We start from the raw sequence: 23,438 nt of genomic DNA, 5'->3' as shown, positions 1-23,438 counted from the left end.
ACGGGACAGGGGAGCGCATGATCGAAGCGAACGCACTGACCAAGCGGTACGGCACCACCACGGCGGTCGACGGGCTGACGTTCACCGCCCGGTCCGGACGCGTCACCGGCTTCCTCGGCCCGAACGGCGCCGGCAAGTCCACGACCATGCGGCTGGTGCTCGGCCTCGACACGCCCGACGGGGGCTCGGTGCTCGTCGACGGCGTGCCCTACCGGCAGCTGAAAGATCCACTCAGGACGGTCGGCGCGATGCTGGACGCCACCTGGCGCCACCCCGGCCGCAGCGGGCGCGACCACCTGCGCTGGCTGGCCGCGACCAACGGCATCCCCGCCGGCCGCGTCGAGGAGGTGCTCAGCCTGGTCGGGCTGACGAGCGTCGCCAAGACCCGCGTCCTGCAGTATTCACTCGGCATGCAACAGCGGCTCGGGATCGCCGCCGCGATGCTCGGCGACCCGCGCGTGCTGCTGTTCGACGAGCCGGTCAACGGCCTCGACCCCGAGGGCATGGCCTGGATCCGGCAGCTGCTGCACGCGCTGGCCGCCGAGGGCCGCACGGTGTTCGTGTCCAGCCACCTGCTGCCCGAGATGGCGCAGACCGCGCAGGACCTGGTCGTGATCGGCCGCGGGCGGCTGATCTACCAGGGCACGATGGACGACTTCGTCGCGCGGACGAGCGCACACGGCGTGCGCGTGCGCACCCCGCACGCCGCCGAGCTGCGGAGCGCCCTGACCGCCGCGCGGGCCGAGTTCACCGAGTCGGACGGCGCCTTCGTGGTGTCCGGATTGGACAGTGACCGGATCGGGCAGCTCGCCTTCGACGCCGGCGCGACGCTGCACGAGCTGAGCCCGGTCACCGGCTCGCTCGAGCAGGCCTACCTCGATCTGACCCGCGAAGCCGTCGAGTTCCCCGCCGCGTCCACCTCGGAGGCCCGATGACGACCGCGACGAACCTGCTGCGCGCCGAGCGCATCAAGCTCTTCAGCACCCGGGCGCCGTGGTGGTGCCTGGCCATCGCCGTCGCCGCGCCGCTCGGCTTCACCGCGCTGTTCTTCGCGCTGGCCGGCCCGGAGATCCCGCCGACCGTCGGCAACACGCAGCTCGCGAGCGGCAACGGCCGGACCGTGCTGCTCGTGCTCGCGGTGCTCGCGACGGCGTCGGAGTTCAACTGGGGCACGATGCGGCTGACGTTCCAGGCCGTGCCGAGCCGGGTGCCGGCGCTGCTGGCGAAGGTGGCCGTGGTCGGCGCGGTCGCCGCCGTGCTGGGGCTGGTCGTCGGCTTCGGCTCCTGGGGGCTGGCGACGCTGGTGCAGCCGGACGCCGACCTCACGCTGCACACCGGCGCCGACTGGCGCTCGGTGCTCGGGCAGAGCGTCGTCTTCCTGCTCTCGGCGGTGGCCGGCGTCGGCGTCGCCCTGCTTCTGCGCAGCGTCGCGTTCGCCCTGACCGTGGTGCTCGTGTGGACGCAGGTGCTCGAAGGCGTGGTGATCTTCATCCCGGGCGCGGGCAAGCACATCTACCAGTGGATGCCGTTCCACGCGGCCGACGTGTTCGTCGGCGCGGGCGGGTTCGCTTCCGGCCCGCTCCAGCTGCCGTCGGCACCGCTCGGGCCGTGGGGCTACCTCGGTTACTTCGCGGCGATCTGCGTTGCCCTGTTCGTGGCCGGCGTGCTCGTCACGGCGCGGCGTGACGCCTGAGCGTGATCGCGCACTCATACCGCAAAAATCCATGTTAAGAAAAGATGAAATGGCTGTGGCTTCCCTCACAGCCACCGGACATACTGCTATGACCAGGCAATATTCGTAGTGAGCACCGGAACCGTCTAGCTCCCATGGAGGTGAATCTTGACGGTGGACACCGGGCAAGAATTGGGCGGCACCATTCCCCGAGCTCGCGTCGAAGACGACGTCCCCCGGCTCGAACCCATGCTGGACCTCGAATGGTCACGGGCGATCGAGCTCCCGCAGGCCGCGAAGGCGGCGACGACCCCCGCCGAACTCCGGCGGGCCTGGGTGCACCGCGCGCCCGAAGACAGCGTCCTGGCCCTGTTCCGCGCGTCGGCCGGGATGGCGGGGCCGATTCCCGCGCCGTGGTGGCTGCGGGCGATGGCGGACGGCAAGCTCGATTCCCGGGAGCAGGGTTTCCGCGTCGAAGATCGCATCGCACAACTGCTGGGCAGACGGCCGGGCTGGGAATTCGTCCCGTGGGCGGCGGACGGCGAATCCGGCTACTGGGAGTTCATGCCGTCCGAGCGCGGGAAATCGGGGCACGCGATTCCCACGACGGTGATGAACACCGACCGGCACCCCGGCTGGATCGACGTCCTGCCGGCGCACAGCGGCCGGACGCCGGACCCGATCCCGGTCGCGGGCCTGGCCGGGCTGCGGTCCCGGCTCGGGGAGTTCGAAGCCGTCCGATAACCCCGGGTAATCTCGCTCCTCGTGGAAAACGAGGACGGACGACGGCTGCGCAGCGTGGTCAGCTACGTCAAACGCGGTGGCCGGATGACCGTCGGGCAGCAGCGGGCGTGGGAAGAGCACTGGCCGCGGCTGGGCCGCACGGTCGGTGAGCTGCCGCCGGGCCCGCTGGACTTCACCGGGTGGTTCGGCCGCGAGGCGCCGGTGATGCTGGAGATCGGCTCGGGCATGGGCGAGACGACGTCGCAGCTGGCCGCCGCGGCCCCCGAGCTGAACTACGTCGCCGTCGAGGTCTACGACCCGGGCCTCGGCCAGCTGATGCTGCGCGCCGAAAAGCTCGGCGTCGAGAACCTGCGGCTGCTGCACGGCGACGCCGTCGTGCTGCTCACCGAGCACGTCGCGCCGGATTCGCTGCACGGCGTCCGGCTGTTCTTCCCCGACCCGTGGCCGAAGAAGAAGCACCACAAGCGGCGGATCGTGCAGCCGTCGTTCGCCGCGCTCGTGGCGTCGCGGCTCGCGCCCGGCGGCACCTTCCACATGGCGACCGACTGGGAGAACTACGCCGAGCAGATGCTCGAGGTCTGCTCCGCGGAACCCGCGCTGCGGAACCGGTACGACGGCTGGGCCCCGCGCCCGGAGTGGCGGCCGGTGACCAAGTTCGAGCAGCGCGCGGACGTCGAAGGCCGCGTCTCGCACGACCTGATCTTCGAGAAGCGCTGAAGGGGACCCTCCCCGGATCCCCGGCGGAGAAGGTCCCCTTCAGCTCACTACCCCCGGTGCTCGCCCCTCCCCCGACAGAGGGGCGAACGCCTCATTCCTCGGCCAGCGGCTCGGCCTGGACCCGCTTCAGCGCGGGCGTGCAGACCGACGCGCCGAGCAGGGCCACCCCGACCCCGAGCACGACCGGCGCCAGCAGCCACGGGCTCAGGACGATGCCGCGTGGGTCGACCATGCTGAACAACCCAACACCGACCAGTACCCCGACGATTCCCGCGCCGATGGTGGCGACCAGCGCGGGCAGCGCGGCCTCCACCCGCAGCGCCTTGGCCAGCACCCGCACCGGCGTGCCCGCGGCCATCAGCGCGCCGAACGTCCGGCGGCGGTCCATCACCGAGCCCGCGGTCGCCACCGCGGCACTGCAGCCGGCCAGGATCCCCGCCGCGAGCAGCCCGATCACCGTGACCCGGCGCAGGTCGCCGAGCTCGGTCTGCTGGTTGAACAGGTACTGGTCGCGGCTGCCGACCTCTTCGCCGGCGGCCGGCGCGGCCAGCGCCGTCCGGACGATCTCCCGGTTGGCGTCGGTGGTCGGCGCGACCACGGTGACGTACTTCGGCGTGAAGCCGTCCGGCAGCGCCGCCGGATCGACGATCGACGTGGTGGACAGGTCCGCGGCGGGCAGGTGGACGGCCTCCGCCCGCGTCCCCGACCTGACCGCCACGGCCGGCCCTTCCCAGTTGGCCGCGACCTGGTACTGGGCCAGGTCGAGCGCCGAGTCGCCGAAGACGGCCGGCCCGCCCGCGCAGTTCTCCGCGGTGAGGCCGAAGCGGGTCAGCTCGACCGCGTCGGCGCAGGTCATCACCAGCGCGCGGTGGCCGGTGCGGCTGTTGCCCTCGCCCTGCACCAGGTAGACCTCGCCGACCGCGACGGCCTTCTCGGACTGCCCGTACTTCCGCAGCGACGCGTTGGCCTGCTCGACGATCTTGCCCGCGTGCTCGGCGTCGGTGTCGACGTAGAGCACGGAGTCCTGGAAGGACCGGCCCCCGCCGGCCATCGACTCGAAGGTCGGCAGCAGCGTCAGCGCCATCGACCCGGCGAACACGGCGAGCACGATCCCGGCCGAGGCGCGGTAGGCGCCCTTCGGGTCGTCCCGCAGACGGCGGCCGGCCAGCAGCGCCGACGGCCGCCGCCAGATCCGGACGAACGTGCCGCCCACCGCCGACGTCACCCACGGCCCGACGATCGCGGCCGACCCGACCAGCAGGAACAGGCCCGCCATGACCAGCCCGATGCCGCCGGCGTCCTTCGCCGTCGTCACGGCGACGAGGAAGAACAGCCCGGCCGCGGGCAGCGCCAGCAGCCGCCACCAGCGCAACGGCTTCTTGGTGTGACCGCCGGTCGCGAACAGCGGGTTCCGGAGCACGCGGCGCAGGCCGAGGACGCCGGCCAGCACGACGAGCACCGGGATCGCCACGACGATGGCCACCGTCAGGCCGACCGGCAGCGCGAAGTCGGCCGCGAGCCAGGTGCCGCCGCCCCACGGCACGAACGACGCGAGGCCGTGCAGTGCCGGGCTGATCAGCAGGCCGAGCAGGGCGCCGAGGCCCGCGGACAACGTCGTCTCGGCGGCCACCATGTTCGTGACCTGCCCCGGGGTCGCCCCGGCCAGCCGGATCGCGGCGAGCCGCCGCTCCCGCCGGGCCGCGGTCAGCCGTGCCGACGACGCGACCAGCACCAGGCTCGGCACCAGCAGCACGATGATCCCGACCCAGGACAGCAGCATGAGCAGCGCGTCGGGGCGTGCCTTCCCGCCCGGGAAGCCCGTCACCTGGGAGGCGTTCTGCGGCATCGCGTCCGGTGTGTGCCCGGTCAGCGCGACGAGCTGCTCCGGGAACCGCAGGCCTTCCTCGCCCAGCGCGCCGACGGGCTTGCCGAACCGGTCGCCGAGCTGGTCGGCGGGCTGGCCCTGCAGCAGCCGGCCGAGCGCGGGCGACACGACGGTCTCGCCTGGTCCGGGCAGCTGCGGCACGCCCGGCGGCAGCCCGATGCCGGCCGCGGTCGTGCCGGGCGTCAGCGCGACGTCGACCCGGATGATCTGGCGGCCGTCGAAGTAGTCCTTCGACGAGGAGTAGAGCAGCTTGGCCGGGCCGTCGGAGCCGCGGCTGTAGAACTGGTCGCCCTGCCAGAGGGCGCGCTGCTCACGGTGCTGCGTGGCGAACGGCAGCGTCGCCAGCAGCAGCACCAGCCCGGTCGCGACGGCGACCCCGACCGCGGTGAGGATCGCCGACGTCCGGGTCCGCCGGTCGATCCGCAGCACCCGCAGGGCGATCTGGAGGGAGTTCACGCCGCCAGCCTCGTCGCGATCAGGCCGTCGCGGATCGCCACGGTCTTCGGCATCGACTCGGCCAGCTCGCGGTCGTGCGTCACGACCAGCACCGCGGCGTCCGTCTCGTGGGCGGCGCCGAGCAGGGCGTCCATGGTTTCGCGGCCGGTGCGCGTGTCGAGCGCGCCGGTCGGCTCGTCGGCGAAGATCACCTTCGGCCGGTGGGTCAGCGCCCGCGCGATCGCGACGCGCTGGGCCTCGCCGCCGGACAGCTCGCCGGGGCGGCGGCGCTCCTTGCCGGCCAGCCCGAGCCGCGACAGCCACTGGCGGCCGGCCTCGATGGCCTCCTTGCGCCCGAGCCCCGCGAGCAGCGACGGCAGCGCGACGTTCTCCTCCGCCGTCAGCTCGGCGACCAGCATCCCCGACTGGAAGACGAACCCGAACTCGGTGCGGCGCAGCTCGCTGCGCTTCTTCTCGCCGAGGTGGTCGATCCGCTGCCCGGCCAGGAAGATCTGCCCGTCGTCGGCCCGCAGGATGCCGGCCAGGACGTGCAGCAGCGACGTCTTGCCGGAGCCGGAGGGCCCGACGATGGCGACGGCGTCCCGCGGCTGGATGTCGATGTCGATGCCGGCGAGGGCGTGCTGCGTGCCGTAACGCTTCACGAGCCCGCGGCCGGACAGCACCGGCCCATTCGTCCACTGTGGAGTACTCGGGTCCACGACGTCTCTCCTGTCGGTTCGGATCTTGACGCCGTCGAGCTTCGCGGAGCCGGCGGGGTGTCCACTTCGGGCAGACGGCCAGTCACGCGTGGTGCGGCATCGGCCGATCGGCCGAGGGGGCACGGGCCACTCGGCCAAGGTGCGCGCGGCCGGGAATCCTCTAACGTCACGTTGTGACCGCCGCGCCCCCGCCGAACACGCTGTACACCCGCGCCGCCGCCCTGGTGCGGCGCATCGGCGTGCCCTCGGTGGTCCTCGTCGCCGCCCTGCTGTTCGACGTCGTCTACACGACGCAGGCCGCACTCGACGACTTCGGGCCGCGCTTCGCCGACTTCGGGCTGCTCCCCGGCATCTTCGCGATGGCGGGCTGCGGGCTGTGGGCCCAGAAGCGGGCCGCCGTCGCCGGGGTCCTCGGCGGCGTCGTCCTGGTGTTCTCGACCCTCTTCATCCACGCGTTCGGCATCCCGCCGTACTCCAGCGTGCTGCCGAAGGTGACCATCACCGAGGTCGTGGCCGGGGTGCTGATGGTCTACTACGTGGCCCGCCGGGCGCGGGGCGGCGTGGCGTTCTGCGTGGTCAGCTTCCTGGTCGTGGCGGGTCTCGTCGCGGTCTTCGGCCGGTACGCGGCCGTCGGCGAGATCGACGGTGGCACGGGCACCCAGGCGCTGCTGGTCGGCGTCGTGCTGCTGGCCGCCGCGCTGGTGCCCGCGGTCGCGGCCCGGGACCGGAGCCCGCGGTCGGAGCCGAGCAAGCGGCGGCTGCGCAAGCTGAACGAGCTGGCCATGGGCCAGTGGGTGCTGATGGGCGTGCTCGCCATCGGGCTGCTCGTCGAGTTCGGCTACACCTACGACAGCGGCGCGCGCGGGTTCCCGGTGCTGTTCTGCTCGGTCGCCGCCGCGGTCGTGGCGGTGCTGTCGCCGCGACGGCCCGCGGACGCGATGCTCGCGCTCGCCGGCGTCCTGCTGCTGTCCGCGCTCATCACGCCGTTCCTGCACCTGCGCTACGCCTACCCGATGCCGAGCGGGGTGCCGTTCGTGCAGGTCGCCGCCGGGGTGGGCGCGGTGGTGAACCTGACGAGGGCACGCGGGCTGAGCGAATCCTGGCCGAGGATCGGCGTGCTGTCCGCCGTCGTCGCACTCGCCGCGATCGTCAACTCCAACCGACGCGGCGGCCTGCAGACCGACCCGCAGGTCCTCTCCACGCTGGCGGTCCCGGCGGCGCTGCTGCTCGGCATCGCGATCGCGATCGGCCTGATGCTGCGGTCACGGGACTCCGAGCGCACGACGGTCGTGCAGTCCGCGGTGGCCGACGCGCAGACCGCCGAGCGGATGGCGCTGGCCCGCGAGCTGCACGACGTCGTCGCCCACCACGTCACCGGCATCGTCGTGCAGGCCCAGGCCGCGCGGCTGATGGCCGAGAAGGACCCGCAGGTGGCGGTCGAGGCCATGGGCCGGATCGAGAACGCCGGTGTCGAAGCGCTCGCGGCGATGCGGCGGCTGGTCCGCTCGATGCGCGGCGACGCGCCCGCCGGGTCGAGCGAGTTCAGCGAGCAGGCCACCACCGACCTCGGCGCCGACCTGCGGAAGCTGGTCGAAAGCGCCAACCACGGCGTGCCGACGTCGATGCACCTCGACCTGCCGCCGGATCTGCCGCACGAGGTCGGCCGCTCGGCGCTGCGGGTGGTGCAGGAGTCGCTGACGAACGTCGGCAAGCACGCCTCGGACGCGACCGAAGCGGTCGTCCTCGCCGAAGTGCGCGATGACGAGCTCCACCTGCGGGTGACGGACAACGGGCGCGAGCCGACGCGGCGGCCGGCCGGCGGGTCGGGCGGTTACGGTCTGGTCGGCATGCGCGAACGCGTCGCGCTGCTGAAGGGCCGGCTGTCGGCCGGGCGGGGCCCGGACGGTGGCTGGCGGGTCGAAGCGTGGCTGCCGCTGGCCGCCGGGGAAGGGGACGAGTGATCCGGGTACTGATCGCCGACGACCAGGAGATGGTGCGGATGGGCTTCCGCATGATCCTGGACGCCCAGGACGACATCGAGGTGGTCGCCGACGTCGCGGACGGCGTCGCGGCGGTCGCCAAGGCCCGCGAGCTACGTCCCGACGTCTGCCTGCTCGACATCCGCATGCCGGGCCTCGACGGCCTGGAGGTCACCCGTCAGCTGGCCGGCCCGGACGTCGCCGACCCGCTGAAGGTGGTCGTGGTGACGACGTTCGACCTCGACGAGTACGTGCACACGGCGTTGCGCAACGGCGCGTCGGGGTTCCTGCTGAAGGACGCGGGCCCGGCGCTGCTGATCGAGGCCGTGCGCGCGGCGGACCGCGGCGACGCGCTGGTGTCGCCGCAGATCACCGTCCGGCTGCTCAAGCACTTCGACGGCGGGCCGGCTCGGTCACAGGTCGCGCCGCCGTCGGAACCGCTGACCGCGCGGGAACTGGACGTCGTCAAGGCGGCCGCGCGGGGACTGACGAACACCGAGATCGGCGCGGAGCTGTTCCTGTCGCTGTCCACGGTGAAGACGCACCTGGCGTCGGTGCAGGGCAAGATCGGCGCGCGCAACCGCGTGGAGATCGCCGCGTGGGCGTGGCGGAGCGGAGTCGTTTCGTAATTCCGGGTGCGTAGTATCCAGAGATGCAACGCCGTTTCCACGCCCCTGTCGTTCTCCCCGCCGACCCGTCCTGTTCGCTTCTGCGTGACGCGGTCGTCGACGTCGACGCCGATGGGCGCATTTCCTACTGCGGACCGGCGGCCACCGCCCCCGGGTCCGCCGCACCGGTCACCACCCTGACCGGCATCCTGCTGCCCGGCCTGGTCAACACGCACGCGCACAGCCCGATGACGCTGCTGCGCGGCATGGGCGGCGACCTGCCGCTGCTGCCGTGGCTCAACGAAATCATCTGGCCCGCCGAGGCGAAGCTGCGGCCGGAGGACGTGCGCACCGGCATGCTGCTGGGCTCGGTCGAGATGCTCCGCCACGGCGTCACGACCAGCGCCGAGATGTACTTCGAAGGCGAGCAGCTGGTCGACGCGGTCCTCACGACGGGTGGCCGCGTGCTGGTGGCTCCGCCGGTGATGGAGCTGCCGGGCCTGGACTGGCGGGCCCAGCTGGCCGCGATCGAGCGCTGGATCGACACGGACGGCCTGCGCTTCGGCCCCGGCGACCGGGTCGAGCTGGGTTACGGGCCGCACTCGGCGTACATGCTGTCCGAGGAAGGGCTGCGCGCGACGGCGGAATCGGCCCTGTCCCGTGGCGCCCTGGTGCAGATCCACGTCGCCGAGGCGGCGGCCGAGGACGCGGCGGTGCGAGCCAAGCACGGCTCGGTGCCGGCACTGCTGCAGAAGCTCGGCATGCTGGACGGCCGGGTGCTGGCGGCGCACGCGATCCACCTGTCGGATGCGGACATCGCGCTGTTCGCGGCCGCGGGCGTGGGCATGGCGCACTGCCCGGGCTCGAACGCGAAGCTGGCTTCGGGCATCGCGCGGATCAAGGACCTGCGCGCGGCCGGGGTGGCGGTCGGCCTCGGCACGGACGGGCCGGCCTCCAACGACGACATCGACCTGTGGGAGGAACTGCAGCTGGCGGCGATGTTCGCCCGGCTGTCGTCCGGGGATTCGACCGTGCTGACGGCGGCCGACGTGTTCCTGCTGGCCACCCGCGGCGGCGCGGCGGCACTGGGCCGGGAGGACATCGGTGCGCTCGAGCCGGGCCGGTGGGCGGACCTGGTGCACATCGACCTGGACGACCCGGCCTTCGCGTGCGGCCTGGATGTCCCGGACGCGCAGCTGCTGTCGAACCTGGTGTGGGCGGCGGGCTCACGCCGGGTCCGGGACGTGTGGGTCGCGGGCGAGCAGGTCGTGGCGGACGGCGAGTCGCTGAAGGTGGACCGGGCGAAGGTGCAGGCCGGCGTGGCCGAGACCGCCGCCCGGCTGCGCGCCTAGCGCGGGCGGAGGATGATCTCCGTCGGGTGGGCGTCCGGAGTCGCCGACACCGCCGTCACCACCGCTGTCGCCACTGAATCGGCCTTCAGCAGGTGGGCGGTGTCGTAGTCGCGGCCTTCGCCGGCGAAGATCTCCTGCTGCATCTCCGTGTCCGTGCGGCCAGGGTAGACCGACGTCACCCTGATGTCCGGTTCCTCTTCGCGCAGGGCGTCGGCGAAGGCGCGGACCGCGAACTTGCTCGCCGCGTACGGGGACCAACCCGGCCGCGCCGTGCGGCCGGCGCCCGAGTTGATCACCACGACGTGCCCGCGGGCCGCCCGCAGGGCCGGGAGGAGCAGGCGGGTCAGTTCCACCACCGCCAGCGTGTTGACCTCGAAGTTGTCCCGCCACGCCGACGCCGGCGCGTCCTCGATCCGGCCGAGCCGCGCGACGCCCGCCGAGTGGACCAGCACGTCCAGTGCGCCGATCTCCGCCACCGCGCTCGCGAGGCCGGCCGGGTCGGTCAGCTCGACCGGCCACGGCTTCGCGCCCGGCAGCTCCTTCGCCAGCGCGTCCAGTGCCGCCGCGTCGCGGCCGCCGAGCAGCACGCGGTGCGTCGGGGCCAGCTGGTGGGCCACCGCCTTGCCGATCCCGCGGGACGCGCCGGTGACCAGGGCCAGGGGAAGATCCGTCATGCCCCCACCGTAGGACTGGGCGCGGGCGGCGGCGGAGGCGGCGTGGCCAGGCCCACGTCCACGGTGAAGTCCTCGCGGGCTTTTCCGCCCAGGGTGCGTGGTGTCGTGCAGCCGTCCGGGTCCGCGTCGGAGTCGCGGTCGTCGGGCGCCGCGTCCTTGCGCGTCACGACGAAGCCCGGCGGCACCGCGAAGCAGACCTGGTAGGTGCCGTCCTTCAGCTTGTCGAAGCCGTACTTGCCCTTGTCGTCGGTGGTCGTCGTGCCGACCGTGCCGCCCGCGCCGTCCTTCAGCGTCACCTTGACGCCCGCGACGCCCGGCTCGTCCGGGTCCTGGACGCCGTCGCCGTCGCGGTCCGCCCAGGCGAAGTCGCCGATCTTCGCGATCGCGGGCGGCGGCTGGACGGTGATCGTCGCCGACGCCGTCTTGTCGCCCAGCGTGCCGCCGTCGTAGTGGACGCCGGTGACCTTCGCCGTGTTGACGTGCCCGTTGTCGGACACCGTGAGGTTCGGGTGGTCGCAGGTCAGCTGCCGGTTCGCGCCCGCGGCCAGCGCGAACGGCTCGAACGACCCGGTGCACCACGGGTCCCGCACGGTGATCCCGGTCAGCTCCTGCGTGCCCTCGTTCGTCACGGTGACGCGGTAGTGCGCGGTCTCGCCCGCGGTGACGGTCGCGAACGGCCCCCACGCGCCGGTCGCCGGGTTCTGCACTTCCTTCTTCACCGTGTACGCGGCCAGCTGGAGGTCGACGCAGTCCCAGTGCAGCCGCTCGGCGCTCGTCGTGGCGAAGAACTTCACCGACGCCGCCTTCGCCGGTGCCGTCACGGGCGGGAAGTCCTGCTCCACCAGGCGCCCGTCGCGGGCGTCATGGTCGGCGACCAGCTTGTTCTCCTGCACCTGGGCGCCGTTGACGTCGTAGAAGCGCAGGCCCGTCGCCGGTCCGGCGTCCGGCGCGTACGAGCCGGTCCACACGCTGAGCGTGTAGACGCCGCCGGGGACGAACTTCCCGTTCTCGGAAGCGGTGCTGGCCCTGCCGTCGGGCGTCTGGATCACCGCGGCACGCTTCCCGTCCACGGCGAACGCCTGCTCGGTCACCAGCCTCGGCACCTTCGCGGGCGGGGTGCCGGGCGGGACGGGCGCGGCCGGGGTGAAGACGTACCCGTCCGGGGCGCCGTTGCGCGCCGTCTCCTCGACGCTCGGGTTCGCCACGATCCCGCCGCACGCCGGCGGCGGGCCGACGGCGGCTGCCGCCGCCGGGACCACCGCTCCCGAAGCCGTCACCACCGCCAGTGCCATCGCGCGCGCCGAGAAGATCACCTCTCGACTATGGCGCGGCGCACGGGCCCGCACCGGCCGAGAGCCGTCCACTTAAGAGTGAACTCGGCCGGCGCGGACCCGCCGCGTCAGCGTTCGCCGATGCGGCCGGGCAGGCCGAAGCGGCCCTTCTTCCACACCGCGACGATCGACGGCCGCGGTTGCGCGGTGCCGCCGTCGGGCCAGTGCGACGTGGGGTTCGCCGAGCTCGCCGCATTCTCGCCCGGGTGCTGGACCGCGACGAGCACCAGGTGGTCGGTCACGACCGGGCCGCAGGTCTCGGCCCCGACCGGCACCGAGAGGAACTGCTTGACCTGCCCGCGCTCCGGCCCGGTCACCGGCACCGAGAACAGGCCGTCGTTCGCGCCGAGCGCGTTGCCGTCGGTGGCGATCCACAGGTTGCCGTGCCGGTCGAAGGCCACGTTGTCCGGGCAGGAGATCGGGCTGACCTTGGTCTTGTCGAAGCCGCCGAAGTAGGTGTCGGCCGCGGCCGGGTCGCCGCAGACCAGCAGCAGCCGCCAGGCGAACCGGGTCGACGCCGCGTCGCCGCGGTCCTCCTCCCACTCCAGGATGTGCCCGTTCTTGTTGCCGTTGCGCGGGTTCACCTCGTCGGCGCCGGCCTTGCCCGCGGCGCCGCGGTCGGAGTTGTTGGTCAGCGCCGCGTAGATCCGGCCGTTGACCGGGTTCGGCTCGATGTCCTCCGGCCGGTCCATCTTCGTGGCGGCGACCTTGTCGGCGGCCTGCCGGGTGAAGACGTAGACCTCTTCGGCGGTGAAGCCGTCCACAAAAGACTTGTCGCCGCTGGCCAGCGGAATCCACTCGCCGGTGCCGTCGAACTCCTGGTCGGCCGGGAGCTTGCCCGTGCCGTCGATCTCCGCGGCCGGGCTGTCGCCGGTGAACCGGGCGACGTACAGCGTGCCTTCGTCGAGCAGCGCCGAGTTGTGCCGCCGCGCGTGCGCGCTGTTCCCCGGCTTGTACTTGCCCTTCGAGACGAACTTGTAGATGTACTCGAACCGGCTGTCGTCCCCGGAGTAGACGGCGACCCGGCCGTCGGCGGTGATCTTGACGTTCGCGGCCTCGTGCTTGAACCGGCCGAGCGCGGTGTGCTTCACCGGGGTCGAGTCCGGGTCGTTCGGGTCGATCTCGACGACCCAGCCGAACCGGTTCGGCTCGTTGGGCTCCTGCGAGACGTCCCAGCGCTTGTCGAACCGTTCCCACTTCCGGGTGCTCGTGCCGGTGCCGACGGTGTAGCGCTTGAGCCGCGCCGCCGCGACCGGGTCGGTGACCTTGTCGGCGTTGGCGAAGTACTGGTCGAAGTTCTCCTCGCCGGAGAGCACCGTGCCCCACGGCGTCACGCCGCCGGAGCAGTTGTTCTGCGTCCCGCGGACCCGGCGCCCGGTCGGGTCGGCCGACGTCTTCAGGTACTTCGAGCCGGCGGCCGGGCCGCGGACCTCGAAGATCGTGTCGAGCGTGATCCGGCGGCCGTACCGGCTCGGCACCACCTCGAGGCCGCCGTGGACCGGGTCGCGGCGGGTCAGCAGCACCGAGAGGCCGTGCGCCGCCCAGGCGATCTTCACCTGCTCCTCGGTCGGGTTCGCCGGGTCGTACTGACCGGCCGGGAACATGTGGACCTCGGTCGTGTACTCGTGGTTGACCACGAGCAGGTTCGTGATGCCGAGTGGATCCTGCGGGATGAGGCCGACGAAGTCGTTGTTGTAGCCGAACTGCTTCGCCTGCGCGGCCGCCGTCTGCCGGGTGAAGTCGAACTTCGGCGCGCCCGGGACGACCGGGTCGCCCCAGCGGACGACGACGCGCTGGTCGTAGGCCGCGGGAATGCTGACCTGGTCGAGCTTGTTCGGCGGAACCGGGTCGAAGTCGGTGCCCGGCACCGGACGCGGCGGCCGCGGCTTCTGGAGCGGCGCGGCCGCCGCCGTGCCCGAGAGGGCGGCGAACCCGCCCGCGGCGGCGGCCATCACGGCTCCGGCCTTGAAGACGCGGCGGCGGGAGATGTCCTTGACGACGTCGCCGAAGTACGCGTTCCCGGATTCGTTGGCCTCCGGGTGGGCGCACGCGTTGCCGCAGCGGTATTCACAGGTGATCGGGGAGCGGCCGCCCGCGTGGACGGGCAGCAGCGGGAGCAGACGGTCGGGCACGGAGCCTCCAGGGGGAGTTCGGGAACGAGCCCGACCGTAAGCTCCCAAAACCAGCCATTCCGGACATTCAGATGAACGTCAGGTGTACTGACAATGCTCAGAACTCTTCGCCGACGAGCGCGGCTTCCTCCGGCAGCGTGTGCGGGTCGGCCTGGCGCTCCCGCAGCGAGAGCAGCACGCCCGCGACGACGCACAGCACGGCCGAGGCGATGAACGGCGCCTGCGGCGAGCCGAACCACTCGGCGACGTGCCCGACGAGCGTCGCGGCGACCGCGCCACCGAGCCAGCGGCAGAAGTTGTAGCCCGCGCTGGCGACCGGCCGCGGCGCGTCGCTGATCGACATCGCGGTACCGGTGAACAGCGTGTTCAGCAGGCCCGACACCAGACCGGAGACGACGATCCCGGCCACCAGCACCGGCTTGCTCGGCACGGCCAGCACCAGCATCAGCACGGCGTAGCCGGACACGGCGGCCGCGGCCGCGTGCCGCTCGCCCAGCTTGGCGGCCAGCCGGGGAGCCAGCGCGACGCCGGCGACCGCGACGCACAGGCCCCAGCCGCAGAACACGAGACCGACGGCGATGGCGTTCCAGCCGAGGACGAACGGCGACCAGGCCAGCACGGCGAAGAACGCGGCGGTGTACAGCGCCGACGCGACCGACGTGCGCAGCAGGCCGGTGTGCTTCAGCGCGCGCAGCGGGTCGAGCAGCTTGATGGGGGCCCGCGTCTCACCCTTGTCGCTCTTGAGGAAGACCGCGCACAGCACGAGCGCGCCGGCCATCAGGATCGCGGTGCCGAGGAACGGGCCCCGCCACGAGATGCTGCCGAGCAGCGCGCCCAGCAGCGGGCCGACCGACAGGCCGACCCCGAGGGCGGCCTCGTAGAGCAGGATCGCGCCGGCTTGGCCGCCGGTGGCGGCGCCGACGATCACCGACAACGCCGTCGCGATGAAGAACGCGTTGCCGAGCCCCCAGACCGCGCGCAGCCCGACGAGCTGCTCGATCGAGCCGGCGGCCGAGCACAGGGCGGTGGCCGCGACGATCAGCGTCAGGCCGACGAGGACCGTGCGCTTCGGGCCGAACTTGGCGCTCGCCGCGCCGGTGACCAGCATCGCGAGGACCTGGACGCCGAGGTAGGACGAGAAGAGCAGGGTGACCTGGGACGGCGTGGCGTTCAGGCCCTTGGCGATGGACAGCAGGATCGGGTCGACCAGGCCGATGCCCATGAAGGCGATGACCGCGGCGAACGCGGTGATCCACACCTGCTTGGGCTGGCCCTTGACAGCGTCCAGCAGGCTCGAGTGGTGTTCAGCGCTCATCGCTGATCAGTTCCTCCTTGGTGGTGTCAACAAGCAACTTGGCGAGAGCCGGAAGGGCGGCTTCGATCGCAGCGCGGTCGGTGTCGTCCATCGCGATGAGCCGTTCCCGGAGGAATTCCTCGCGGGCGGCGACCATCTCGGCGTAGAAGCGACGACCCTCGTCGGTGACGTCCACGAGCACCGCCCGGCCGTCGGCGGGGTCCGGCGTGCGCGTGGCGAGCCCGAGCCGCTCGAGCCGCCCGACGACGTCGGTCATCGACGGCAGCTTGACCCGCTCGAACTCGGCCAGCGCGCTCATCCGCCGTGGCCCGCCGTTGACCAGCTCGCTCAGCACCGAGCCCTGGGTGAGGGTCAGCGTCAGCTGCGGGGTCTGGCGGCGCACCTGGTGGTACAGCCGGAAGACCAGCGGCCGCAGCCGGTGGGCGAGGTCGGCGATCGGGGAAGTCACTTAGCTAGGCTAACAAAAATTAGTAAGCTTAGCTAAGTAACTCGGCTCACAGGCTACGCTCGGGGTATGGACGCGGTGATCTTCGACCTCGACGGCGTGCTGGTGGACTCGGAGCGGATCTGGGACGAGGTGCGGCGCGCGGTCGTCGCCGAGCACGGCGGCACCTGGCGACCGGAGGCGACCCGCGCCCAGCAGGGGATGAGCACCCCGGAATGGGCCCGCTACCTGGTCGAAGAGCTCGGCGCGCGGACGACACCGGCCGAAATCGCGACGCTCGTCGTCAAGCGCATGGCCGCCCGGTACGCCGCCGAGCCGCCGCTGATCCCCGGCGCGGTGGACGTCGTGCGCCAGGTTTCGCAGAAGTGGCCGGTGGCGATCGCCAGCTCGTCACCGGTGATCCTGATCAAGGGCTTCCTCGACGTCACCGGCCTGCCGGTGGGCACGGCGGTGTCGTCCGAGCAGGTCGGCGCGGGAAAGCCGGCACCGGACGTCTACCTGCGGGCGGCCGAACTGCTCGGCGTCGCGCCGGAGGACTGCGCGGCGGTCGAGGACACGACGAACGGCCTGCGAGCCGCGCTGGCGGCGAAGATGGCGGTGTACGCGGTGCCCAACCCGCACTTCCCACCGGATCCCGAGGTGCTGAAGCAGGCCGCGGCCGTGGTGGAGAAGATCACCGACCTGCCGGGTGCGCTCGGGCTCAGCTGACGTCGACGCGCACCGGCGGGGAACCGGGCGTCACATCGGCCAGGAACACCTGGTAGGAGTTCGCCAGCCTGCCGACCCACCGGCCCTGGCTCAGGCCGCCCTTCGCGTCGTAGAGCCGCAGCCGGTTCGCCGGGGCGCTGAGCAGGTAGACCGCCTGGCCCGGCGGCAGCGGCCCGGCGGTTTCGCCGGCGTACCCGGCCAAGACGGCCGTTCCCTCCGCCGGGACGAACGGAACGCACTGCGGGGACAGCCCGAACTGCGAGCCGGCGCGGTCGAACGGCTGGTCCGCCGGCAGCGCGGCCACGCAGAACAGCAGGCGGGACTCCCGCGGCCGCTGGGCCGGGAAGGCCCACGCCCGCCAGCGGTCGGTCTGGCCGGCGAACTCCACGAGCGCGACTGGCGCGCTCTGCACGAGCAAGCCCGCCATCTGCTGGTACTCGGGCTTGGCGAGCACCAGCTCGTGCCCCGGCTGCGCCGGCGGGGCCGGAGCCGTGTTCAGCCGGGTGGCCAGCAGCACGCTGGTCAGCACCACCAGCACCGCGGCCAGGGGCGCGACCACCACCGTCCAGCGGCGGCGCCGCGGGCGGTGCTGCCGTCGCAGCTGTTGCGCCCACGCCGCGTCGAGGTCGGGCGCGACCTCGCCCGCCTGCTCGCGCAGGGCCTCGGCCAGCTTGCGTTCGAGGTCGCTCACCGCTCACCGCCCGGCTCGTGCCCCAGGTGCCTGCGCAGGTTCTCCATCGCGTGGTGAGTCGTCGCCTTGACCGTGCCGGGCGAGATGCCCAGCGTCTCGGCGATGGCCGCCGTGCTGAGGTCCAGCCAGTAGCGAAGCACCAGCACCTCGCGCTGGCGCCGGGACAGGTTCGCCAGCACCGCGCGCAACCGCTCGTGCTCCCAGTTGGCCACCGCCCTGACCTCGGCCGACAGCTCGTCCGGCGGCCGCTCCTGCGGGGTCCGCCGGACCACGCGCAGGTGCCGCGTCCGCGACCGCGACATGTTCACCACGGTCGTGCGGAGGTAGCCGGCCACCCGCGTGTGGTCGCTCAACGTGTCCCAGCGCTGGTGGAGCTTGACGAAGGCCTCCTGCGCGACGTTCTCCGCGTCGTCCGCGCCGAGCAGGTGGGCCAGCCGCGTCATCTGGCCGAAGTACTCCCGGAACAGGGCGTGGAACGTCGGCGCGCCCAGGTCTTCCGGCGCGCTTTCGCCCACGCTCGTTCGCACGCCCCGCCAACGCCCGCCCCGCCCCACCGGTTTAGTGCACCACGCGAAGAAGGCCGTCACCAGCGGTGACGGCCTTCTTCGGTGCCGGGTCCTTACCGCTCGACCTCGCCGCGGATGAACTTCTCGACGGCGTCACGCGCGGTGGCGTCGTCGTACTGCTCCGGCGGCGACTTCATGAAGTAGGAGGAGGCCGACAGGATCGGGCCGCCGATGCCGCGGTCCTTCGCGATCTTCGCGGCGCGGACGGCGTCGATGATGATGCCCGCCGAGTTCGGCGAGTCCCACACCTCGAGCTTGTACTCCAGGTTCAGCGGCACGTCACCGAACGCGCGGCCCTCGAGCCGGACGTAGGCCCACTTGCGGTCGTCGAGCCACTGCACGTAGTCCGACGGTCCGATGTGGACGTTGCCCTTGCCGAGCTCGCGGTCGACCTGCGAGGTCACGGACTGGGTCTTCGAGATCTTCTTCGACTCGAGCCGCTCCAGCTCCTTCATGTTCAGGAAGTCCATGTTCCCGCCCACGTTGAGCTGCATCGTCCGGTCGAGCTGGACGCCGCGGTCCTCGAACAGCTTGGCCAGCACACGGTGCGTGATGGTGGCGCCGACCTGGGACTTGATGTCGTCGCCGACGATCGGGACGCCGGCGTCGGTGAACTTCTGCGCCCACTCCGGGTCGGAGGCGATGAACACCGGCAGCGCGTTGACGAACGCCACACCCGCGTCGATCGCGGCCTGCGCGTAGAACTTGTCGGCCACCTCGGAGCCCACCGGCAGGTACGACACGAGCACGTCGGCCTGCGCCTCGCGCAGCGCGGCGACGATGTCGACCGGGGTCTCGTCGGACTCCTCGATCGTCTCGCGGTAGAAGCGGCCGAGCCCGTCGTGGGTGTGCCCGCGCTGGACGGTGACGCCGAGCGGCGGCACGTCGGCGATCTTGATCGTGTTGTTCTCCGAGGCGAAGATCGCCTCGGACAGGTCGCGGCTGACCTTCTTGGCGTCCACGTCGAACGCGGCGACGAACTCGATGTCGCGGACGTGGTACCCGCCGAAGTCGACGTGCATCAGACCGGGCACGCGGGTGGCCGGGTCCGCGTCGCGGTAGTACTGGACACCCTGGACCAGCGACGCCGCGCAGTTGCCGACGCCCACGATGGCCACCCGTACGCGGCGGTTCTCGCCCATGGGAGGTTTCTCCTTCAATCCGTCTGTCAGTAGGTCTGGTGCCGCGACGCTGCGGCCCGCGCCGCGCGGCTCAGGTCGTTTCCGGCCCCTGCCGCTCGGCTTGTTCGTGCGCGATCAGCTCGTTGAGCCAGCGCACCTCCCGCTCGCTGGTCTCCAGTCCCAGCCGGTGCAGCTCGCGGGTGTAGCGATCGATCTTCTCCTCGGCCCTGGCCAGCGCCGCCCGCAAACCCTCACGGCGTTCCTCGACGCGGCGGCGGCGGCCCTCGAGGATCCGCATCCGCACGTCGGCCGGGGTCCGCGAGAAGAAGGCCAGGTGCACGCCGAAGCCCTCGTCGTCCCAGGTCTGCGGCCCGGCGTCGCCGAGCAGCTCACCGAAGCGCTCCTTGCCCTCCGCGGTGAGCTTGTAGACCCGCCGTCCCCGCCGCGACCACGCCCGGTCGTCGGCTTCGTCCAGCTCCTCGACGATGTACCCGGCCCGCAGCAGCCTCCGCAGGGTCGGGTACAGCGAGCCGTACGAGAACGTCCGGAACGTGCCGAGCGTCTCGTGCAGCCGCTTGCGCAGCACGTACCCGTGCATGGGCGCTTCGTGCAGAAGACCGAGGATCGCGAACTCCAGCACACCGCACCCCCTTTCGGGAACAAACCGAGACGACCGGCGTTGCTCCGAACGGACCGCCTCGATCCAACCTACTCAGCCACTATATCGCGCCGATACATCGAAGTGGCGAAGCTAACGGGCGTGCTCACCCGAGAGTGGGCGAAATTCACCGGAGAGTTATCGAACGTCCGGCGTGTCCGCGCCGGTCCGCGGGCCGCTCGCGCTAGGGGGCGTGGACGACACAGGAAGAGCCCGTACTCTGTCCTGGTGATTAACCAGCGGCAGGTCGTGGACTACGCGTTGCAGCGCCGTGCGCTGCTCGCCGAAGTCCGCTCCGGGCGCGTCGGCAGCTACGAAGCCTGTGACGCAAGCCCGTACCTGCTGCGGGCGGCGAAGTTCCACGGCCGGGCCGGTGACCTGCCGTGCCCGATCTGCCGCCAGGACCCGATGACCCTGGTGTCCTGGGTCTACGGGGACGAACTCAAGCACGTCGCGGGCTCGGCGAGAACCCCCGAAGAGCTGGCCAGGATGGCCGGCCTGTTCGCCGAGTTCACCGTGTACGACGTCGAGGTCTGCCGGGCGTGCCACTGGAACCACCTGGTCCGCTCGTATGTCCTCGGCACGGGGGAGCCGGCCGACGGTCCGCGAAGGACCGCGGGCCGGTGAGCTGGATCACAACCGCTGCAGAGCGCAGAACGGCGTCCCACCGGGCGCCGGTCTGGGAGGCCCATTCGTGAACGACGACCGCAACCGCTCCTGGCCCGGCCAGGAGCCCGATGCACCTCGCCGTGCCCAGTCAGGCCCGTGGCCGGGGGAGGACCCCGGACCGGCGTGGCCCGGCGAAGAAGCCCCCCGCCGACCGCAGCGTGGCACGCCGCCCCGCGGCAACCCGCGCGGCAACGCGCCCGAGTGGCCCGCCGGCGACGAAGGCGGCCCGCAGTGGCCGGGTGACGAGCCACCGCGCCCACCGCAGCGGCCCCGCCAGCAGGGCATGCCGCCCCGGCGGGCCGTGCCGCCGCCCGGGCAGCGGCCCCAGCAGGGTCCCCCCGGCTCGCCGCCGCAGGGCTTCCGCCAGCCGCCGCCGGGCCGCCGTCCGGACCCGGCCGCGCCCGAGCGGGAACCGGACCTGATCACCCACCACGCGCACAACGGCACCGAAGACGTCGGCTACGACCAGTACGACGACGGCTACGACGATGCGCGGTTCAACGAGTTCGCCGACGACGTCGAGCCCCAGGACGAGCTGGACGAAAAGGGCAAGAAGGTCCTCACGCCGGCACAGCGCAAGAAGCGCCGGTGGAAGATCATCCGGCGGGTGGCCTACGCCTTCGTCGGGCTGTTCTTCGTCGTGCCCGCGATCGCGTTCGTCATCACCTACTTCCTGGTCGACGTGCCGACGCCGGAGAGCATCAAGGCGCTGCAGAGCCAGCCGATCACCTACTACGACGCCAACAACCAGGTGATGGGCCGGGAACTGCCGCCGGGCGGTGACCGCCAGCTGCTCAAGCCGGGCGAGGTGCCCGAGGTCGTCAAGCACGCGGTGTACGCGGCGGAGGACGCGACGTTCGAGACCAACTCGGGCTTCGACGTCACCGGCATCCTGCGCGCGGTCTGGAACCAGGTCTCCGGCGGCCAGGGCGGTGGCTCGACCATCTCCCAGCAGTACATCAAGCAGGCGACGCAGAACGACGCCCCGACGCTGACCCGCAAGTGGACCGAGCTGGCCAAGTCGTTCAAGATGAACAACCAGCAGTCCAAGGAAGAGATCATCACTTCCTACCTGAACATCGTCTACTTCGGCCGCGGCGCGAACGGCATCCAGGCCGCCGCGAAGGCGTACTTCAACAAGGACGCCAAGGACCTCAACGCCTCCGAAGCGGCGCTGCTGGCCGGCCTGATCCAGGGCCCGGGCCGCTCGGAGAACCAGGCGTACGCGCAGAAGCGCTGGACCTACGTGCTCGACCAGATGGTGGCCAACAAGTGGCTGCGCCAGGACGAACGCGCCGGCTTCCAGTTCCCGACGCCGATCCCGAAGAACGCCAACAAGGAGCAGAACTCCGGCAAGCTGACCTACCAGGTCCAGCAGCGGATCAAGGACGAGCTCGCGGCCAAGGGCTACGACGAGAACAAGCTGTTCTCCAGCGGCGCCAAGATCTACACCACGATCGACCCGGCCGCGCAGGACGCCGCGGAGCAGGCCGCCCAAGAGGGCATGAAGGGCCAGACCGACGAGAACCTGCTCAACGCGCTGGTCGCGGTCAACCCGAAGACCGGCGGCGTGATCGCCTACTACGGCGGGCCGGAGATCGTGAAGGACGCCAACGGCAAGGACCAGATCGGCCAGGACCGCGCCAACCAGGCGCGGAACCCGGGTTCGTCGGTCAAGGCGTTCGACCTCACGGCGTTCCTCAAGATGGGCAAGGGCCTCGGCGAGACGTTCGACGGCTCCAACAACCGGGTGCTCGGCGGCCGCGTCGTCCGGAACGCGGGCGACAGCGCCAGCTGCGGCAAGGACTGCACCGTCGCGAAGGCGATGGAGATCTCCGCGAACACCGTGTTCTACGACATGGTACTGAACGTGACGAAGCCGTCGCGGGTCGCGGAAGCGGCGAAGGAAGCCGGGGTCAAGGTCGCGCCGGAAGGCAAGAGCGTCCTTTACACCGACGACAACAACATCTCGCTCGGTGGTGGTGGCACCGCCGTGACACCGGAGGACATGGCGGCCGCGTACGCGTCGTTCGCCAGCGGCGGCACCTACCACGAGCAGCACTTCGTCGCGAAGCTGACGAACGCCCAGGACGAGGTGGAGTTCGACGAGAACAACATCAAGACCAAGCCGGCGTTCGACGACGACGCGACCAAGAGCCAGCAGATCGCGGGCAACGTCACCGAGGCGCTGGTCCCGGTCATCGACCACTCGAAGCTGAAGTGCCCGCCGGGGCACGAGTGCGCGGGCAAGACCGGTACCCAGCAGTACACGGCCAAGGACAGCGACCCGCCGGCGTACAAGGACCGCAACGCCCAGACGTGGATGGTCGGCTACACGCCGTCGGTGTCGGCCGCGGTCTGGGTCGGCGGCGACGGCAACAAGCCGCTGCACGACCCGAAGGGCAAGCCGATCTTCGGTGCCACCATCGCCGGTCCGACGTGGCAGAACTTCATGAACCTCTACCTCAAGGGCAAGCCGCCTGAGAAGTTCGACAAGGTCCCGCCGATCGGCAAGGACGTCAACGAGGTGACCACGACGCCGACGAAGGTCTCGGAGCCGCCGAGCACCACCGAGACGCCGACGACCACGCCGTCCACCGAGACGCCGGAGTCCTCGGACACGGAAACGACCTCGCCGACGAGGATCCGGCCGACCCGGCCCGGCCCGGGTGGCACGCCGACCCTCGACCCCGGGACCGGCAACACCTTCGGTGGTGGCAGCGGGGGCGGTTTGATCAAGTCACCGGGTCCCGGACCCGGCTAGACGTCCTCATCCAGGGCCCTCCGCGCACGCGCGGGGGGCCCTGAACCGTTCGGGGAAGATCGTTCCGGCAACCCGCGTGCTTCTCGCGCGTCCCTTCCAAGAGGGGGTGGCGACCGCCGCCGCCCGCACGCACTGGAGGACTGCCCGTGCCCGACGATCGATCCCGCTCCTGGCCCGGCCAGGGTCCCGATCCGCGCCGTCGTGGGCCGTCCGCACCGCAGGGTCCGTACGGCCAGCACCCGCCCCGCCCGGT

General features: G+C 71.8%; 21 protein-coding genes. 10 read left to right on the top strand and 11 right to left on the bottom strand.

The features are described 5' to 3' along the window. Window positions 1–17 precede the first annotated feature (17 nt). From BT341_RS06500 to trmB, 4 genes are all read left to right on the top strand, one after another. Window positions 18–935 (top strand): ABC transporter ATP-binding protein, encoded by a 918-nt coding sequence (locus BT341_RS06500; RefSeq protein ID WP_072475407.1) that lies wholly within the window; start codon window positions 18–20, stop codon window positions 933–935. After that, window positions 932–1,693 carry a hypothetical protein gene (locus BT341_RS06495; RefSeq protein WP_072475406.1) on the top strand — a complete coding sequence of 254 codons (762 nt, stop codon included), beginning with the start codon at window positions 932–934 and terminating at the stop codon, window positions 1,691–1,693. Before BT341_RS06500 ends, BT341_RS06495 begins: the two co-directional genes overlap by 4 nt. Before the next feature lie 171 nt (window positions 1,694–1,864). After that, window positions 1,865–2,416, top strand: coding sequence for a hypothetical protein (locus tag BT341_RS06490; protein ID WP_177329042.1), 552 nt, complete (start codon window positions 1,865–1,867; stop codon window positions 2,414–2,416). 84 nt (window positions 2,417–2,500) lie between these two features. Next, window positions 2,501–3,133: a tRNA (guanosine(46)-N7)-methyltransferase TrmB gene (trmB, locus tag BT341_RS06485; protein ID WP_425426463.1), complete on the top strand. Its 633-nt coding sequence runs from the start codon at window positions 2,501–2,503 to the stop codon at window positions 3,131–3,133. 91 nt (window positions 3,134–3,224) lie between these two features. Here the strand turns inward: trmB and BT341_RS06480 are convergent, their stop codons facing one another. Both BT341_RS06480 and BT341_RS06475 read right to left on the bottom strand, forming a co-directional pair. Beyond that, window positions 3,225–5,474, bottom strand: coding sequence for an FtsX-like permease family protein (locus BT341_RS06480; RefSeq protein WP_072475403.1), 2,250 nt, complete (start codon window positions 5,472–5,474; stop codon window positions 3,225–3,227). Then, on the bottom strand, window positions 5,471–6,172 hold the full coding sequence (locus tag BT341_RS06475; protein WP_072475402.1) for an ABC transporter ATP-binding protein: 702 nt from the start codon (window positions 6,170–6,172) through the stop codon (window positions 5,471–5,473). The genes BT341_RS06480 and BT341_RS06475 overlap by 4 nt, the downstream gene beginning before the upstream one ends. 173 nt (window positions 6,173–6,345) lie before the next feature. Here BT341_RS06475 and BT341_RS06470 point away from each other — a divergent pair, with 173 nt between their 5' ends. Genes BT341_RS06470 through BT341_RS06460 form a run of 3 tightly spaced genes read left to right on the top strand, consistent with a single transcriptional unit; the run spans window position 6,346 to window position 10,111 of the window. Further along, the gene (locus BT341_RS06470; protein ID WP_072475401.1) at window positions 6,346–8,133 is read left to right on the top strand and encodes a sensor histidine kinase; all 1,788 of its coding nucleotides are present in this window, start codon (window positions 6,346–6,348) and stop codon (window positions 8,131–8,133) included. Continuing rightward, window positions 8,130–8,780, top strand: coding sequence for a response regulator (locus BT341_RS06465; RefSeq protein WP_072475400.1), 651 nt, complete (start codon window positions 8,130–8,132; stop codon window positions 8,778–8,780). The genes BT341_RS06470 and BT341_RS06465 overlap by 4 nt, the downstream gene beginning before the upstream one ends. A gap of 23 nt (window positions 8,781–8,803) precedes the next feature. Beyond that, window positions 8,804–10,111 carry an amidohydrolase family protein gene (locus BT341_RS06460; protein ID WP_072475399.1) on the top strand — a complete coding sequence of 436 codons (1,308 nt, stop codon included), beginning with the start codon at window positions 8,804–8,806 and terminating at the stop codon, window positions 10,109–10,111. Here the strand turns inward: BT341_RS06460 and BT341_RS06455 are convergent. The 5 genes from BT341_RS06455 to BT341_RS06435 form a co-directional block, all read right to left on the bottom strand. After that, the gene (locus BT341_RS06455) at window positions 10,108–10,785 is read right to left on the bottom strand and encodes an SDR family oxidoreductase (protein ID WP_072475398.1); all 678 of its coding nucleotides are present in this window, start codon (window positions 10,783–10,785) and stop codon (window positions 10,108–10,110) included. The two genes, BT341_RS06460 and BT341_RS06455, sit on opposite strands and share 4 nt — an antisense overlap. Further along, a complete protein-coding gene (locus tag BT341_RS06450) occupies window positions 10,782–12,098 on the bottom strand; it encodes a DUF7850 domain-containing protein (RefSeq protein WP_084742776.1) in 1,317 nt (438 codons plus the stop codon). The genes BT341_RS06455 and BT341_RS06450 overlap by 4 nt, the downstream gene beginning before the upstream one ends. Before the next feature lie 86 nt (window positions 12,099–12,184). Continuing rightward, window positions 12,185–14,248 carry a PhoX family protein gene (locus BT341_RS06445; RefSeq protein ID WP_072475397.1) on the bottom strand — a complete coding sequence of 688 codons (2,064 nt, stop codon included), beginning with the start codon at window positions 14,246–14,248 and terminating at the stop codon, window positions 12,185–12,187. Window positions 14,249–14,345: 97 nt separating this feature from the next. Next, window positions 14,346–15,563 (bottom strand): MFS transporter, encoded by a 1,218-nt coding sequence (locus BT341_RS06440; RefSeq protein WP_072475396.1) that lies wholly within the window; start codon window positions 15,561–15,563, stop codon window positions 14,346–14,348. Further along, window positions 15,553–16,011: a MarR family winged helix-turn-helix transcriptional regulator gene (locus BT341_RS06435; protein WP_072475395.1), complete on the bottom strand. Its 459-nt coding sequence runs from the start codon at window positions 16,009–16,011 to the stop codon at window positions 15,553–15,555. Before BT341_RS06435 ends, BT341_RS06440 begins: the two co-directional genes overlap by 11 nt. A 66-nt stretch (window positions 16,012–16,077) precedes the next feature. On the opposite strand from BT341_RS06435, the gene BT341_RS06430 reads away from it, so the two are divergent. Further along, complete coding sequence (locus BT341_RS06430) at window positions 16,078–16,716, top strand: HAD family hydrolase (protein ID WP_072475394.1); 639 nt, start codon at window positions 16,078–16,080, stop codon at window positions 16,714–16,716. Here the strand turns inward: BT341_RS06430 and BT341_RS06425 are convergent. The 4 genes from BT341_RS06425 to BT341_RS06410 all read right to left on the bottom strand — a co-directional run bounded on the left by BT341_RS06425 (window position 16,709) and on the right by BT341_RS06410 (window position 19,734). After that, window positions 16,709–17,407: a hypothetical protein gene (locus tag BT341_RS06425; RefSeq protein ID WP_072475393.1), complete on the bottom strand. Its 699-nt coding sequence runs from the start codon at window positions 17,405–17,407 to the stop codon at window positions 16,709–16,711. The two genes, BT341_RS06430 and BT341_RS06425, sit on opposite strands and share 8 nt — an antisense overlap. Beyond that, on the bottom strand, window positions 17,404–17,934 hold the full coding sequence (locus BT341_RS06420; RefSeq protein ID WP_245804899.1) for an RNA polymerase sigma factor: 531 nt from the start codon (window positions 17,932–17,934) through the stop codon (window positions 17,404–17,406). Before BT341_RS06420 ends, BT341_RS06425 begins: the two co-directional genes overlap by 4 nt. 92 nt (window positions 17,935–18,026) lie before the next feature. Then, entirely contained in the window at window positions 18,027–19,115 is a 1,089-nt protein-coding gene (locus BT341_RS06415; protein ID WP_072475391.1) for an inositol-3-phosphate synthase, read from the bottom strand. A 70-nt stretch (window positions 19,116–19,185) separates the two neighbouring features. Next, entirely contained in the window at window positions 19,186–19,734 is a 549-nt protein-coding gene (locus tag BT341_RS06410; protein WP_072475390.1) for a PadR family transcriptional regulator, read from the bottom strand. Between the two features lie 246 nt (window positions 19,735–19,980). Here BT341_RS06410 and BT341_RS06405 point away from each other — a divergent pair, with 246 nt between their 5' ends. Together BT341_RS06405 and BT341_RS06400 are read left to right on the top strand one after the other, a co-directional pair. Continuing rightward, the gene (locus BT341_RS06405) at window positions 19,981–20,379 is read left to right on the top strand and encodes a DUF5318 domain-containing protein (protein ID WP_072475389.1); all 399 of its coding nucleotides are present in this window, start codon (window positions 19,981–19,983) and stop codon (window positions 20,377–20,379) included. Between the two features lie 67 nt (window positions 20,380–20,446). Next, window positions 20,447–23,185, top strand: a complete 2,739-nt coding sequence (locus BT341_RS06400) for a transglycosylase domain-containing protein (RefSeq protein WP_072475388.1) — start codon at window positions 20,447–20,449, stop codon at window positions 23,183–23,185. The last annotated feature ends 253 nt before the right edge of the window (window positions 23,186–23,438 follow it).

The organism is Amycolatopsis australiensis, assembly GCF_900119165.1.
Taxonomy (GTDB): domain Bacteria; phylum Actinomycetota; class Actinomycetes; order Mycobacteriales; family Pseudonocardiaceae; genus Amycolatopsis; species Amycolatopsis australiensis.
This window is presented reverse-complemented; position numbering and strand designations above follow the sequence as displayed.